The sequence below is a fragment of the Aliarcobacter sp. genome, assembly GCF_041672065.1.
Classification (GTDB): domain Bacteria; phylum Campylobacterota; class Campylobacteria; order Campylobacterales; family Arcobacteraceae; genus Aliarcobacter; species Aliarcobacter skirrowii.
The window spans coordinates 1-14,774 of the sequence record NZ_JBAZAH010000044.1; the positions used below are offsets into that span (position 1 = coordinate 1).

At 29.0% G+C, this 14,774-nt stretch carries 11 protein-coding genes; 4 read left to right on the top strand and 7 right to left on the bottom strand.

All coding sequences use genetic code 11. The annotated features are described in order from the left end of the window. From WC168_RS07170 to aceE, 3 genes are all read right to left on the bottom strand, one after another. On the bottom strand, window positions 1-160 hold a 160-nt coding region (locus WC168_RS07170), incomplete at its 3' end, for an FAD-dependent oxidoreductase (protein WP_372618396.1). A gap of 9 nt (window positions 161-169) precedes the next feature. Continuing rightward, window positions 170-1,822, bottom strand: coding sequence for a dihydrolipoyllysine-residue acetyltransferase (locus WC168_RS07175; RefSeq protein WP_372618383.1), 1,653 nt, complete (start codon window positions 1,820-1,822; stop codon window positions 170-172). Between the two features lie 10 nt (window positions 1,823-1,832). Further along, window positions 1,833-4,505, bottom strand: coding sequence for a pyruvate dehydrogenase (acetyl-transferring), homodimeric type (gene aceE / locus WC168_RS07180; RefSeq protein WP_372618385.1), 2,673 nt, complete (start codon window positions 4,503-4,505; stop codon window positions 1,833-1,835). Window positions 4,506-4,610: 105 nt separating this feature from the next. Here aceE and WC168_RS07185 point away from each other — a divergent pair, with 105 nt between their 5' ends. Both WC168_RS07185 and lipA read left to right on the top strand, forming a co-directional pair. Next, a complete protein-coding gene (locus WC168_RS07185) occupies window positions 4,611-5,333 on the top strand; it encodes a biotin/lipoate A/B protein ligase family protein (protein WP_372618387.1) in 723 nt (240 codons plus the stop codon). After that, entirely contained in the window at window positions 5,330-6,211 is an 882-nt protein-coding gene (gene lipA / locus WC168_RS07190) for a lipoyl synthase (protein WP_066350922.1), read from the top strand. Before WC168_RS07185 ends, lipA begins: the two co-directional genes overlap by 4 nt. Before the next feature lie 26 nt (window positions 6,212-6,237). Here lipA and WC168_RS07195 read toward each other — a convergent pair whose 3' ends face one another. Together WC168_RS07195 and WC168_RS07200 are read right to left on the bottom strand one after the other, a co-directional pair. Beyond that, complete coding sequence (locus tag WC168_RS07195) at window positions 6,238-7,209, bottom strand: aldolase catalytic domain-containing protein (RefSeq protein ID WP_279134759.1); 972 nt, start codon at window positions 7,207-7,209, stop codon at window positions 6,238-6,240. Between the two features lie 65 nt (window positions 7,210-7,274). Next, window positions 7,275-9,233 carry a methyl-accepting chemotaxis protein gene (locus WC168_RS07200; RefSeq protein ID WP_372618389.1) on the bottom strand — a complete coding sequence of 653 codons (1,959 nt, stop codon included), beginning with the start codon at window positions 9,231-9,233 and terminating at the stop codon, window positions 7,275-7,277. A gap of 140 nt (window positions 9,234-9,373) precedes the next feature. On the opposite strand from WC168_RS07200, the gene ligA reads away from it, so the two are divergent. Then, window positions 9,374-11,323, top strand: a complete 1,950-nt coding sequence (gene ligA / locus WC168_RS07205) for an NAD-dependent DNA ligase LigA (RefSeq protein WP_372618391.1) — start codon at window positions 9,374-9,376, stop codon at window positions 11,321-11,323. Window positions 11,324-11,325: 2 nt separating this feature from the next. Here ligA and WC168_RS07210 read toward each other — a convergent pair whose 3' ends face one another. After that, window positions 11,326-12,882 (bottom strand): YcaO-like family protein, encoded by a 1,557-nt coding sequence (locus WC168_RS07210; RefSeq protein ID WP_372618393.1) that lies wholly within the window; start codon window positions 12,880-12,882, stop codon window positions 11,326-11,328. 196 nt (window positions 12,883-13,078) lie between these two features. Here WC168_RS07210 and WC168_RS07215 point away from each other — a divergent pair, with 196 nt between their 5' ends. Next, entirely contained in the window at window positions 13,079-13,780 is a 702-nt protein-coding gene (locus tag WC168_RS07215; protein WP_279134765.1) for an MOSC domain-containing protein, read from the top strand. Window positions 13,781-13,804: 24 nt separating this feature from the next. Here WC168_RS07215 and WC168_RS07220 read toward each other — a convergent pair whose 3' ends face one another. Beyond that, window positions 13,805-14,635, bottom strand: coding sequence for a methylated-DNA--[protein]-cysteine S-methyltransferase (locus tag WC168_RS07220; RefSeq protein ID WP_319045630.1), 831 nt, complete (start codon window positions 14,633-14,635; stop codon window positions 13,805-13,807). Window positions 14,636-14,774 lie beyond the last annotated feature (139 nt).

The window sequence follows — 14,774 nt, forward strand, 5'->3', positions numbered from 1 at the left end:
CTTTAGAAGGAATACAACCTACATTTAAACAAACTCCACCTAAAGTTGAGTATCTCTCAACTATAGTTGTTTCAAATCCTAAATCCGCACATCTAAAAGCAGCAGAATAACCACCAGGTCCTGCTCCTATTACTAAAACTTGAGTTTTAACTTCAGTCATTTTAGCTCCTTATAGACTTAAAAGTCTTAAATCACTTAGGATTTGACTTAAAGTTGTTGTAAATCTAGCACCATCAGCACCATCTATTACTTTATGATCATAAGATAGACTTAATGGAAGCATAAGTCTAGGTTTAAATTTTTTACCATTAAAAATTGGTTTTATAGAAGATTTTGATACACCTAAAATTGCAACTTCTGGAGAGTTGATAATTGGTGTAAAGTATGTTCCACCAATTCCACCTAAACTTGAAATTGTAAAGCATCCACCACTCATATCACTTGAAGTTAGTTTTCCTTCTCTTGCTTTTTGAGATAGTTGTGCTAACTCAATTGCAATCTCTTTGAAACCTTTTTTATCTACATCTTTAATAACAGGAACTAAAAGTCCATTTGGTGTATCAACAGCAACTCCAATATTATAATACTCTTTCATAATTAGCTCTTGTCCATCACTACTTAAGCTTGAGTTAAATTTTGGATGAAGTTTTAGAGCTTTTTCAACTGCTTTTATTATAAATACAAGAGGTGAAAGTTTGAAATCTTTTGCTTTCTCATTTTGCTCAATTCTAAACTCTTCAAGCTCTGTAATATCAGCTTCATCAAATTGTGTAACATGAGGAGCTGAAAGATAGTTTTTATGTAAAAATGGACCTGATACTTTTTGAACACGACTAAGCTCAACTCTATTTATTTTTCCAAATTGTGAAAAATCAATCTCTTTTGACTCAGGCAAATTAAACCCAAATCCAACACCTGTTGCACTTGCTGGTTTATTTAATTGCTCTTTTACATAAGCTTTAATATCTTCAACTACAATTCTTCCTTTTGCAGCACTACCTTTTACAAAACCTAAATCAACTCCAAACTCTCTTGCAATTTTTCTAACACTTGGACTTGCATATACCTTTGTAGCTTTTTTAGATAATACTTTACTCTCTTCTTCAATATCTGCACTTCTTGCAGCTACTTCTTGCAGCGTTGGAGTAGTAGGTGTAACTTTTTCTATTTTTGTAGGAGTAGTTGGTGCTTGAAATGCTGGAGTTGGAACTTTGTTTTCTACAACAACAGTTTTTATTATTTTTGCGATTAAATCACCACTATTTATTTTTTGTCCAACTTCAACAAATAGTTCAATAATCTCACCACCAAATGGTGCTGGAACATCCATTGAAGCTTTTTCTGTTTCAAGAGTGATTAAACCATGGTCAGCTTCAACTATATCTCCAACTTTTACCATGATATCAATTAAATCAACATCTTTATCAGCACCTAAATCAGGAACTCTAACCTCTTCAACAACAGATTGAATAGATTGCTCTTTTACAAATTGTGTTGGAGTTTGAGTTACAACTTCCTCTTTAATCTCCTCTTTTTTAGCAACAACTGTTTCAGATTTAACTTCTTCATTAGAGTTCTCTTCTAAAGCTTCAACTCTAGCGATTAAATCTCCACTATTAGCTTTATCTCCAACTTTTACTAAAATCTCTTTGATAATTCCAGCATGAGTTGTAGGTACATCCATAGAGGCTTTTTCTGTCTCTAAAGTTATAAGTCCATCTTCAACTTCAACTTTGTCTCCAACTTTAACCATAATATCAATTAAATCAACATCTTTATCAGCACCTAAATCAGGAATAAAAATATCATAAATTTTTGCCATTTTTTACTCCTTAAGCTTTTAGTGGATTGATTTTATTTGCATCAATCTCATATCTGTTTTTAGCTTCAAGAGCAACTTTTTTATCAATTTTTCCATTTCTTGCAAGTTGTGCAAGTGTTGTATAAACAATAAAATTAGTATCAACTTCAAAGAATTTTCTTAAATTTGCTCTACTATCACTTCTACCAAATCCATCTGTTCCTAGAGTTTTAAAGCTTCCTTTTACAAAAGGAGCTATTTGCTCTGAATAAGTTTTTACATAATCTGTTGCAGAGATAATAATATTATCCTCATCATCACCTAAAACAGTGTTTGCATAAGATGATTTTGGCTCTTTTTCAATATTTAAAAGATTTTCTCTCTCAACATCTTGTGCTTCTCTTGCTAATTCGTTGTAAGAAGTTACAGAGAATAGTTCACTTGAAATTCCATACTCTTTTTCTAAAATCTCTGCCGCTTTTAGAACCTCTTGGAATATTGAACCAGAACCTAAAAGTTTAACTTTATAGTTGTTTTTAGCTTCAAAAGTTTTAACTTTATAAATTCCTTTTATAATTCCCTCTTCAACACCTTTTGGCATTGCAGGTTGTGCATAGTTTTCATTTAAAGTTGTTATATAGTAGAAAACATCCTCTTGTTTCTCTCCATACATTCTTTGCATTCCATTATGAACAATAACAGCAACTTCATACGCATAAGTTGGATCATAAGTTACACAATTTGGAATAGTATTTGCTAAAATATGAGAGTGTCCATCTTCGTGTTGTAGTCCCTCTCCATTTAGTGTAGTTCTTCCACTTGTTCCTCCAATTAAGAATCCTCTTGCTTTTTGATCTCCAGCAGCGTAACATAAATCTCCAGTTCTTTGGAATCCAAACATTGAGTAGAAGATATAAAATGGAATCATTGGACAATCATTAACTGAATATGATGTTGCAGCTGCTATCCATGAACTCATAGCTCCAAGTTCATTAATTCCCTCTTGTAGAACTTGACCTTTAATATCCTCTTTGTAAAATGCAACTTGATCTTTATCTTGTGGAATATATTTTTGACCAACACTTGAGTAAATCCCAACTTGTCTAAACATACCTTCCATACCAAAAGTTCTAGCTTCATCTGGAACTATTGGAACAATATTTTTTCCAATATTTTTATCTTTTAATAAAACATTTAAAACTCTTACAAATGCCATTGTTGTAGATATTTCTCTATCTGCAGTACCTTCAAGCATTGCATCAAATGCATTTAGAGCTGGAAGTTCAAGTTTATTTGAGAATTTCTCTCTTCTTTGAGGAACATATCCACCAAGAGCAGCTCTTCTTTCTTGTAAATATTTAAACTCAGCAGAATCAGGTTCAGGTCTGTAGTATGAAAATGATTCAACTTGCTCATCTGTAAGAGGTAAATTAAATCTATCTCTAAATTGAATTAAGTTTGCAGTATCTACTTTTTTAACTTGGTGAGCAATATTCATACCCTCAGCAGCAGCTCCCATTCCATAACCTTTTACAGTTTTTGCTAAAATTACAGTTGGTCTTCCAACAGTCTCTGTTGCTCTTTTAAATGCTGCATAAACTTTTACAGGGTCATGTCCACCACGATTTAGTTTCCAAATATCATAATCACTCATATTTTCAACTAATTTTGCAGTCTCTGGATATTTGTTAAAGAAGTTTTCTCTTGTGTATGCTCCACCTTTTTGTTTAAAGTTTTGATACTCTCCATCAACTGTTTTTTCCATTAGTTCAAGAAGTTTTCCAGATTTATCTTTTTCTAATAAAGAGTCCCATAATCCTCCCCAAATAACTTTAAGAACTTCCCATCCAGCACCTCTGAATTGTCCTTCAAGTTCTTGAATGATTTTTCCATTTCCTCTAACTGGACCATCTAGTCTTTGTAGGTTACAGTTAATTACAAATATTAAATTATCTAAACCTTCTCTTCCAGCAAGTCCAATAGCTCCCAATGATTCAGGCTCATCAGTTTCACCATCACCTAAAAAGCAGTAAACTTTTTGTCCACTACAATCTTTTATTCCTCTATTTGTAAGATATTTTAAAAATCTTGCTTGATAAATAGCTTGTAAAGGTCCAAGTCCCATAGAAACTGTTGGAAATTGCCAATAAGAAGGCATTAATTTTGGATGTGGATAAGATGATAATCCATCAGCAAAAGCCTCTTGTCTAAAGTTATCCATTTGCTCTTCACTAATTCTTCCCTCAACAAAACTTCTAGCATAAATACCAGGACTTATGTGACCTTGGAAAAATATTAAATCTCCACCATCTTTATCATTTGGTGCTTTAAAAAAGTGATTAAAAGCAACATCATAAATAGTTGCAGAAGATTGAAATGATGCAATATGACCACCTAGTTCTAAACCTTTTTTAGAAGCTCTTTGTACCATAATTTGAGCATTCCATCTAATAATAGATCTTATTTTTCTCTCAATATCCATATTTGCTGGCATTTTTGGCTCTTCATCTGTACCAATAGTATTTATATACGCAGTTGTAGCACTATATGGAAGATGCGCACCACTTCTTCTTGATTTATCAATTAACTTCTCAAGTAAAAAATGAGCTCTCTCAACTCCTTCTTCTTCTATTATTGCCTCTAAAGCCTCCATCCATTCTTGTGTCTCTAATGGATTAATATCTTCTAAATTTAACTTTGGCATGAAACCCCTTTTATAAAAGTTATCTTAATTTTTTAAATTAATTTTGAATTTTAATATAAATTAAATTATAATTCACTTATATCATATTTTTTAGGATAAAAGCATATGAATTTTAACAATAAGTTTAGATTGATTATAACACAAAATCTTAGTTCAAGTATTAATTCAAATATTGATAAAGCACTATTTAAATCATTTAAAAATGATTCAATACCAGTATTAAGGCTCTATACTTGGGAAGATTGTGTTACTTTAGGAGCTGGACAAAAATTAGATGATTACGAAAAGTTACAAAATAGTTACAAAAATAATATATCTAAAAGATTAACAGGTGGTGGAGTTTTATTTCATGGTCATGATATTTCATATACAATATTAGTAAATCCAAATATGATAGAGAATAAAGATGTAAAAGAGACATACTTCTTAATATGTCAATTTTTATTAAAGTTTTATGAAGATTTGGGTTTAAAAGCAGATTTTGCAAAAGATAATAAAGATATAGTTTTAAGTAAAAGTCCTTTTTGTCAAGTTGGATTTGAAGCTTATGATATTATAATCAATAATAAAAAAATTGGTGGAAATGCTCAAAAAAGAGCTAAAAACTGCATACTTCAGCACGGTTCTATTCCTCTTTATACAAAACAAAAAGATGAGCTTTTTGGGAATTCATTAGAGGATTTTGGTATAAATTTGAGTTTTGAAGATGCAAAAGATAGATTAATAAAAGCATTTAAAACTACATTTAATGTAGAGTTTTTTGAAGATAAGTTAAATAAAGAAGAGTTAGAAATTTTAGATAGTTTAAATAAGGATAATCAAAAATGACACAACAAATAGATTTTAAAGAGAGAGCAAATTTTAAAAAACCTGAGTGGTTAAGAAAAAAACTAACTCCTCATGCACAAATTGAGATGGAGAATTTACTTAAAGATGTAGGTGGACTTCATACAATTTGTCAAGAGGCAAAATGTCCAAATATTAGTGAATGTTTTGCAAATAAAAATGCTACATTTTTAATTTTGGGAAATATTTGTACAAGAAGATGTACATATTGTAATGTAACAACTGGAAAACCTCATGGTGTTGATCTAAGCGAAATTCAAAAAGTTACAACTTCAGTATTAAGACTAGGACTTAAATTTGTAGTTATTACAAGTCCAGCAAGAGATGATTTAGCTGATGGTGGAGCAGAGCAATTTTATAGAGTAACTAAAGATATTTTAGAAAAATCTCCTCAAACAAAAGTTGAGATTTTAATTCCAGATTTCAAAGCAAATGAAGAGAGCTTAAAAAGAGTAATAGATTCAGGAGCTACAATTATTGGACACAATGTAGAAACTGTTCCTAGCCTTTATAGAATTAGAAGAAATGGAACTTATGAGAGAAGTTTAGAAGTTTTAAGAAAGTTAAAAGAGCTTGGTGGAGATAAAATTAAAACAAAAAGTGCTTTAATGGTTGGACTTGGTGAAACAGAAGATGAGATGATTGCTGTATTTAAAGATTTGTTGGGTGTTGGTTGTAAGTTTTTAAGTATTGGTCAATATTTAGCACCTAGTGGAGATTTTGAAAAAGTTATAGAGTATGTTAAACCTGAACAGTTTAAACGATATGAACAACTAGCCTATGATTTGGGATTTGAGTTTGTAAAAGCAAGTCCATACGCAAGAAGTTCATATATGGCTCACCAATATCTACAAGAGTAGTTAAAATTACTTATTTATGGAGTAAATTACTCCATAAAAGATATATTTTTGAAAAACTCTCTATATTTTGTATCGCCTTCATCTCTAGCTTTCATAGCTGCTCTTGGGTGTTCATTTAGCTGACCAGTTATCATATAAGGAATACTATATCCCCAGTCAAGTTTTTTCTCTAAATCAACTATATAGTTTTCAATAAACTCTAAAACAGGCATCTGTTTATATTTTGGATTTTTCAAAAATCCTAATAGAAGTTCAAGTGGACAGTTTCCAGCACCACGTCCTAGACCTGAAACTGTAACATCAAGAAAACTTGCTCCATAGATCATAGCTTCTAAAGTATTTGCATATGCAAGTTGAAGATTGTTATGTGCATGAATTCCAACTTTTTTACCTGATTTTTCTGCAAAACTTAGATATTTTTCTGTTAAATCTCTTATTTGTTCTGGATAAAATGATCCAAAACTATCAGCTATATAGATTACATCAACATTTGTTTTACTTAAAGCCTCTAAAACTTCATCCAACTCTTTTTCTGATACTTTTGAAATAGCCATAATATTTACAGTTGTTTCATAACCTTTTGCATGAGCATCTTCTATTAGCTCAATTGCTGCTGGGATTTGATGAATATATGTTGCAACCCTAATCATATCAACAACACTCTCATTTTTTGGTCTAAGCTCTTCTTTTAAACTTCTTCCAATATCACTCATTACAGCAATTTTTAGATTCGTTTTGTTCTCCCCAACAACTCTTCTAATATCTTCTTCTTTGCAGAAATTCCAAGCTCCATACTCTTTTTCACTCATTAAAGTTGGAGATACATTTTTACCAATCTCCATATAATCAACACCAGCTTTTACACACATCTCATAGTGAGCTTTTACAAATTCATCACTAAAGTAAAAATTATTTACAAGTCCACCATCTCTAATTGTGCAATCAAAAACTTTTAAATCTTCTCTAACTGAAAGGATAGTTCCCTTTTTTTCCAACATATTATTCCTTCAAAATTTTAGTCAATTATCTTAGCAAAAGATAATAAAAAGATAAATTAATAAAATTAATTTTCTAGTTTATTTTTATCAATCTCCTCATTTATCTCATCATCTTCTTTACTAGAACTATTTTTAGACTCTTCTGAAACATTTTTTTCTAAAAACTCTTTTTCATTAACATTTTCTAATATTTTCTTTGCCATTAAAGATGCTTTTTCTGCAATACTATTAGTGTCTCCAGCAATTTGAGCATTCTCTTGAGTCTTTTTATCAAGCAAACTTATTGCATCATTTATTTGAATAACTGCATTTTGTTGCTCTTTTGATGAACTTGCTATGTCTTGAATTAAAGAAGTTGTCTGATTTATAGACTCATTTAGGTTTTTATACCCTTCAATCATATTTGTAGCAATACTTTTACCCTCATTTGCTTTTACTGTAGCAAGTTCAACAATATCTTTTATCTCTTTTGCAGCTTCTGCACTTCTAGTTGCTAGATTTCGCACCTCTTGAGCTACAACTGCAAACCCTTTTCCAGCTTCACCAGCAGTTGCAGCTTCAACAGCTGCATTTAGACTTAAAATATTTGTTTGAAATGCAATATTATCTATTACTCCAATAGCTTCATTTACTAAATTTACTTGTGTATTTATCTCATCCATTGCAGTTGTTGTTTGATTTGCAAGCTTTTCACCAAGAGATGCTGAATTTGTAACATTTGAAGCTATTTGTGACATCTGAGCTATTTTATTATTTGAATTTGAAATACTTGAAGTTACCTCTTCAAGTGCAGCTGCTGTCTCTTCTAAAGATGCAGCTGCTTCATTTGAACTTTGATTTAGTTTATCAACATTTTTTAATAACTCACTAGAAGAGTTATCAAGAGTAATTCCATTCTCTTTATCTTTTATAAGCATATCATTGATTGCATTTCTTAGTTCATTTATGTTTTTTATTAAAGTTTCAAAAACTCCACCTTTTTCAATATTGTCTAGTTTTAACTCTTTTGTATAGTTATATTTTACATACTCTTCTAAAATATTATTTACACTAATAAAGTTCTGTTTTGTAGCACTTATCATATCATTTATACTATTTTTTAATGTAGATAAAGTATCATTTGTTGAGTTCTCTTTTATTAACTGGCTATAGTATCCTTGTTTTACTCTATTTACTACATTGAACACATCATCTAAAAGTTTCTTATCTTCTAAAGTTGAATTTTCGATTTTTTCTATATTTGAATTTATAAGTTTAGCCATTTGTCCAAATTCATCACTATTTTTTATATCTATATACTCTATTTTTGAACTATTTTTATTTAAAAAATCAAAAAATGAGATAAGACCAGATTTAAATCTATTTAAAGATAGTAAAATATCTCTTGATAGAAGTATTAAAGATAAAATAACTATTGTAATAATAAGTAAAGATTCAATAATTATTATATTTTTCAAATCATTCATTTGAGTATGATAGAGTTGTGTTTGAAGATTGTAATCATCTTCTATCTCTTTTATAAGTTTGGAAAAGTTCTCTCTACTTTTATTTGCCAAAGGAGTTGCATCTTTTCTATATGCAATATACATATTTGCTCTAACTTCAGGAGTTCTTTCAATATTTTCCATAGATTTCATTTTTTGATAACCATCTTCAACAAAATCAATAACAGTTTGTTTTACAAGTAAAACTTTCTCTTTTTCATCTTTTGTCTCTGTGATATTTACTATTTTTTCAAACAAATCAATAATTTTTGCTTTACTATTTTCAAGATTTTTGATATTTCTCTCATATGCATTTCCTAGCATAATATCTCTTGTATTTCTAGCAACAAAATTAAGCTCTTTTTCTACTTCCAAAACATAAAACTTAGCAGCAATCGCTTTATCTTTAAAAGTATCAAAACTTTTTTCTGCATCTATTAGATTATTAAATTTAAATAATCCTGTAATAAATATAGTAACAAAAATTACAATTGCAAATAAAATCATCTTTTTTGCAATAGTAAAATTAAATCCTTGCATAACTCTCTCCTTGAATAAATTAATAGAAGATTAATATAACATAATAAAATAATCTAAGTATTAGAAAATATTTAATTTAGAGCTTCCTATATTAAAAAATGATACAATACTACTCAAAAATTAAAGAATGAGTTTAGAGTATGACAAAAGAAGAGTATGATAAAAAAATAGAGAAATTAATAACTTGGGCAAAAGCTTATTATGTTTTTGATGAACCACTTGCTAGCGATGAAGAGTATGATTTACTTGCAAGAGAGTGTTTGGATTTTGAACAAAATAATCCACTTTTAAGTAATCCAAATTCACCAAATAAAAGAGTTGGTGGGTATGTATTAGATAGTTTTTCAAAAGCTACTCATCTTAGTCGTATGTGGAGTCAAGAGGATATTTTTGATACAAAAGAGCTTAAAGATTGGATAAAAAGAGCTTCAAAAGCTGGTGATGAGTTGGAGTTTTTTATTCAGCCAAAGTTTGATGGAGCTAGTTTAAATTTAATATATGAAGATGGTGTTTTAAAACAAGCAATTACAAGAGGAGATGGAAGCGTTGGTGAAGATGTAACTCATAATGTTTTAACAATTCACTCAATTCCACTAAAAATAGAAGAGAAATCACTAATAGAGATTAGAGGTGAAGTTGTAATAAAAAAAGATGATTTTTTAAAAATAAATGAAGAGAGATTAAAAAACAGTGAAGCCCCATTTGCAAATCCAAGAAATGCAGCTGCTGGAAGTTTAAGACAGCTTGATTCTAGTATAACTGCAAAGAGAAAACTATATTTCACTCCTTGGGGAGTAGGTCAAAACTCTTTAAACTTTTCAAAAACAAGTGATTTGATGAACTATATATTCTCTTTGGGATTTGATGAAGCACCTATGCAAACTATTTGTAAAGATGCAGTTGAAATAGAAGAGATATATAAAAATATGGTAGAAAAAAGAGATAGTTTTTCTATGCTTCTTGATGGTATGGTTATAAAAATAAATAACATAGATACTCAAAATAGTTTGGGCTATACACAAAAATTTCCAAGATGGTCTTGTGCATATAAGTTTCCAGCAATAGAGAAAACTACAAAACTAAAAGATATTATTTTACAAGTTGGAAGAACTGGTGTTGTAACTCCAGTTGCTATTGTAAATCCAGTTGAAATTGAAGGTGCAGTGGTTGAAAGAGCAACACTGCATAACTTTGATGAGATACAAAGACTTGATTTAAAAATAAATGATGAGATAATAATTATTAGAAGTGGAGATGTAATACCCAAAATTACAAAGGTTTTAAAAGATAGAAGAGATGGAACTCAAATAGATATTTTAAAACCAAAAGAGTGTCCAGATTGTAAAAGTGAACTTTTAATAGAAGATATTATGATTAAGTGTCAAAATCTGGATTGTCCATCAAGAGTTGTAAACTCAATAATCTATTTTGCAAGTAAAAATTGCTTAAATATTGATGGTTTGGGTGAAAAAATAGTTGAACTTTTAGTAAATGAGAAAAAGATATATGATATTTTAGATTTATACTCTTTGAGATATGAGGATTTACAAAATCTTGAAGGGTTCAAAGAGAAAAAAATAAACAATCTATTAAATGCAATAGAGAACTCAAAAAATAGTGAGCTATATAGAGTACTTACAGCTTTGGGAATTGAGCATATTGGAGAGGTTGCATCAAAAGCAATTTGTTCTAAATTTGGTTTAGCTTTAGTTGATGTTACTTATGATGATTTAATCTCTATTGATGGAATAGGGGAGCAAATGGCAAACTCATTTTTAGAGTTTTTTAGAGTAAATCGTGATTTTGTATTAAAACTATTTGATATATTAAATCCAAAAGTAACAATAAAAGAGGAAGCAAGAGAAAATATCTTTAAAAACAGAACAGTAGTAGTTACTGGAACTATGAGTAAAAGTAGAGATGAGATAAAAACTTTTTTAGAAAATCTTGGAGCAAAGGTAAGTTCTAGTGTATCAAAAAAGACAGATTTTGTAATTTTTGGTGAAGATGCTGGAAGCAAGTATGATAAGGCAATTGAGCTTGGAGTTAAAACTCTAAGCGAAGAGCAGATGTACTCTTCTTTAGAGTAAATTTATCTTCTATTAATTTTTGAATCAAAGAGTTTTAAGATGTTTTTATAAGCATCGGCAAACTCTAAACTAATTAAAGACTCTTTACCATCTATAATTTTTAAAGATTTTTCAATACTATCTTTTGTAAATATATCAACAAATGCATCTTTAAAATCATCAAAGTTTTGATTCTCTTGATAAACTCTTAAAACTTGTGCAAGTGTGTAGTTAAAATCTTTGTTTGATTGTTCTAAATAAAAAATAGCCTCTTCATACTCTTTTTGTTTTATTAAAATATCAGCTTTGAATTCACCTAAAGAGAAATCCTCTTTAAAAATAACTCCAATAAAAGCTCCCATATTTACAGAATCATCAAAGCCACTTAATTCATCAAGAAGCTCATCTAAATCGTAACTCTCTTTATTTAAAATAAACTCTCTTATTAGTTTTCCTTGATTTTTGTTGTTATAGATGAGGTCTTCAAGTGGATAAATCTCTGAGAAGTTTGGAACTATCATTTGACATGAATAAAACCCCAAGTAGTCATACTCTCTTAAATATATAGTTTTGTTTTCACTGTCTAAAATATTTTTTAATAGTTCAAACTGTTTAGAACTATCTTCTTCCTCAAAAATCCAAGGAGTATATGTAAATGATTTATTTTTATTTAAAAATTGAATAGCTACTTTTGCATTTGAATCAACGAAATGTGATTCAAGATTTGAGTTTGAAGATATATCTTCTAAATCAAAACTTGGTTTTTCAAAACCATCAAGTTCATCTATATCTCTTCCTTGTAAAAGCTCTGTAAGTGTTCTTTCAATTGAAACTTCTAAAATGCTATGGCTTCCAAAAGATAAAAATAGGGTATTATTTTTTGGATTTATAAAAGCTATTGCTGTAACAGGGTATTTCCCATTTAAAGATGCATCATAAACTTTTAAAATAAATCCACGATTTTCTAAAGTCTTAATATCTTCACTAATTTTAGTAAAAGTTTTTATAAGCTCTTTTGGAAACTCAGGAAGAGCTAATCCTTCAGCTATAACTTTTAATTTTACATATCTTTCAAAAATCTCACAAAGAGCTTGAACTTTTGCCTCATTTTGTGTGTTTCCTGTAGATAAACCATTACTTGCATATAGATTTGATAATATACTTGTAGGAAAATATACTTTTTTTTGTGTTGTTTGATTTATAAATGGAAGAGATACAATTTTATCAAAATTGTTTGAGTTGAAATCCAAAAAATCATCTTCTTCAAGCCCTTCCATAGTGTAATATTTTTTAATCTCATCATCTAAAAAATCTTCATTTTTATTAAACTCTTTTTGATCTAAAAAGAATTTTCTATCTTCTAAATAGAAATCATTAAAATATAGATTTGTTTGAAGTCTTTCTATAAACTCTCCATAAGCACTTGCTAAACAAGAGTTTAAAAGGCTTCCTTTCCCATTTGAAAAAATAAAATTATTAGCACCTTCAAAACTTAAATTTATTGAAAAGCTATTTTTTACAGGATTTTTCTCTTTTGATAGTTTTATTTTGTATCCAAAATCATCTATGATTTTTTTCATTTTCGTTAAACTTACTTCTAGTGGAGCATCTTTTGATATAAAGTTCATATATTTGTTTTCTTTTTCTTTCTAAAAAATTTAGGAAGTATAGCTAAAAGAGCTTGTATTTTATTTTTTGATTTAACTTAGCAATTATTGGATTGTAATTAGAACTATATTTTTCTATACTTTTTACCAAATAATTCAAGGGTTTTAAATGTTTAAAAAAATATCAAATGTATTATATGTAAAAGTTGGAAATGTAACTGTAACAAAACTTGAAAATCAAAAGAGGCAAGAGTTGATTTCAGGTATCAAAAAATATCCAGTTTCAAAAGCTTATTTAACAAAAACTGGATTTGCTGATGATTTTCAAGCAGATTTAGTCCATCATGGTGGAGTTAATAAAGCTTTATTTTTATTTTCAAGTATAACTTATGAAAAAATAAACTCTTATTTTGATAATAGTTTTGATATGACAAATATGGCATTTTTTGGAGAAAACTTAATAGTTGATAAGATTTGTGAAAAAGATATTTGTGTTGGAGATATCTTAAAAATTGGTCAAGCAAAAGTACAAATAACACAACCAAGGCAACCTTGTTGGAAACTTAGTGCAAATAGTTTAAAAAACAGTATGACGAAACTTATTTTTGAAACAGGTTTGACTGGATTTTACGCAAAAGTTTTAAAAGAGGGACAAATTTCACAAAATGATGAGGTTGTTTTAGAGCAAAGGACAAACCCTAACTTAACTATTGAAAAATTAAATCAAATTATTGTTGAGCCAAAAATTGATATAAATCTCACAAAAGAAGCATTAGCTTGTGAAGATTTGGGGCATCAATTTAAAAACTCTTTAACAAAAAGATATGAGCTAGGAGATGAAGATAATCAATTTAGCTTTTATCATACATAAAAAAGGAAAATAGAGAGAAATTTGTTATTCATCTTTATTTGTTTCAAAATCTAGTAGATTTTTCTTTCTCTCAATTCCCCATCTATATCCACTCATAGCACCACTTTTTGCTATTACTCTGTGGCAAGGAATTAAATATCCTATATGATTTTTTCCAATAGCATTTGCAACTGCTCTTATTGATTTTGGTTTATCTACAATATTTGCAATATCGCTATAAGTTGCAATTTCTCCATTTGGAATATTTATTAATGCTTTCCAAACATTTATTTGTAGGTTTGTTCCTTTTACAAAAAGAGGATACTTTTTATTTTTTATAAAGATATTTTCCAAATACTCATTTGCTAATTTTTCATTAAAAACTAAGTTTGCATTTTCCCAAAGTTCATTAAATCTTTGAAAAATATCTTTTTTATTGTTATCACAAAAACCCAAATAGCATATTCCTTTAGATGTAAATCCAATCAAAGCCTCACCAAAAGGAGTCTGTCCAAAACCATAAGTTATCTCTACATCTTTACCTTTTTCTTTCCACTCTTTTGGAGTAACTCCAATTAAGTTTACAAAAAGTTCATGAAGACGGCTGGAACTTGATAGTCCAATATCTAAACTACTATCAAGAATAGATTTGGACTCTTTTATATGCTCTTTTGCATAGTTTAAAGTAACACTGTGCAAAAACTGTTGAGGAGTAAGACCAACATAATCTTTAAAAACTCTTATAAAATGGTACTTACTCATTCCAACATTTTTTGCAATCTCATCAATACTTGGATGAGATTTAAAATTCTCATCTATGTATTTGATGGCTTTTTCTATTTGATTATAAGTAGAACTATTTTTTTCTATTTCCACTTTTTTCTCTTTATTAATACGTCGAACTACTGTAAATCACAAACTTACTAGCTAACTCTTCAAGCTCTTTGTTTATTTTTTTGTGTAACTCTTTATCTTCAATATTATCTAATACATCACAAATTTTATTTGCAATATA

Bases quoted from the DNA above. Each gene is read 5' to 3' on its own strand.
- WC168_RS07175 (WP_372618383.1), bottom strand. From the start codon at position 1,822: ATGGCAAAAATTTATGATATTTTTATTCCTGATTTAGGTGCTGATAAA.
- aceE (WP_372618385.1), bottom strand. From the start codon at position 4,505: ATGCCAAAGTTAAATTTAGAAGATATTAATCCATTAGAGACACAAGAA.
- WC168_RS07185 (WP_372618387.1), top strand. From the start codon at position 4,611: ATGAATTTTAACAATAAGTTTAGATTGATTATAACACAAAATCTTAGT.
- lipA (WP_066350922.1), top strand. From the start codon at position 5,330: ATGACACAACAAATAGATTTTAAAGAGAGAGCAAATTTTAAAAAACCT.
- WC168_RS07195 (WP_279134759.1), bottom strand. From the start codon at position 7,209: ATGTTGGAAAAAAAGGGAACTATCCTTTCAGTTAGAGAAGATTTAAAA.
- WC168_RS07200 (WP_372618389.1), bottom strand. From the start codon at position 9,233: ATGCAAGGATTTAATTTTACTATTGCAAAAAAGATGATTTTATTTGCA.
- ligA (WP_372618391.1), top strand. From the start codon at position 9,374: ATGACAAAAGAAGAGTATGATAAAAAAATAGAGAAATTAATAACTTGG.
- WC168_RS07210 (WP_372618393.1), bottom strand. From the start codon at position 12,882: ATGAAAAAAATCATAGATGATTTTGGATACAAAATAAAACTATCAAAA.
- WC168_RS07215 (WP_279134765.1), top strand. From the start codon at position 13,079: ATGTTTAAAAAAATATCAAATGTATTATATGTAAAAGTTGGAAATGTA.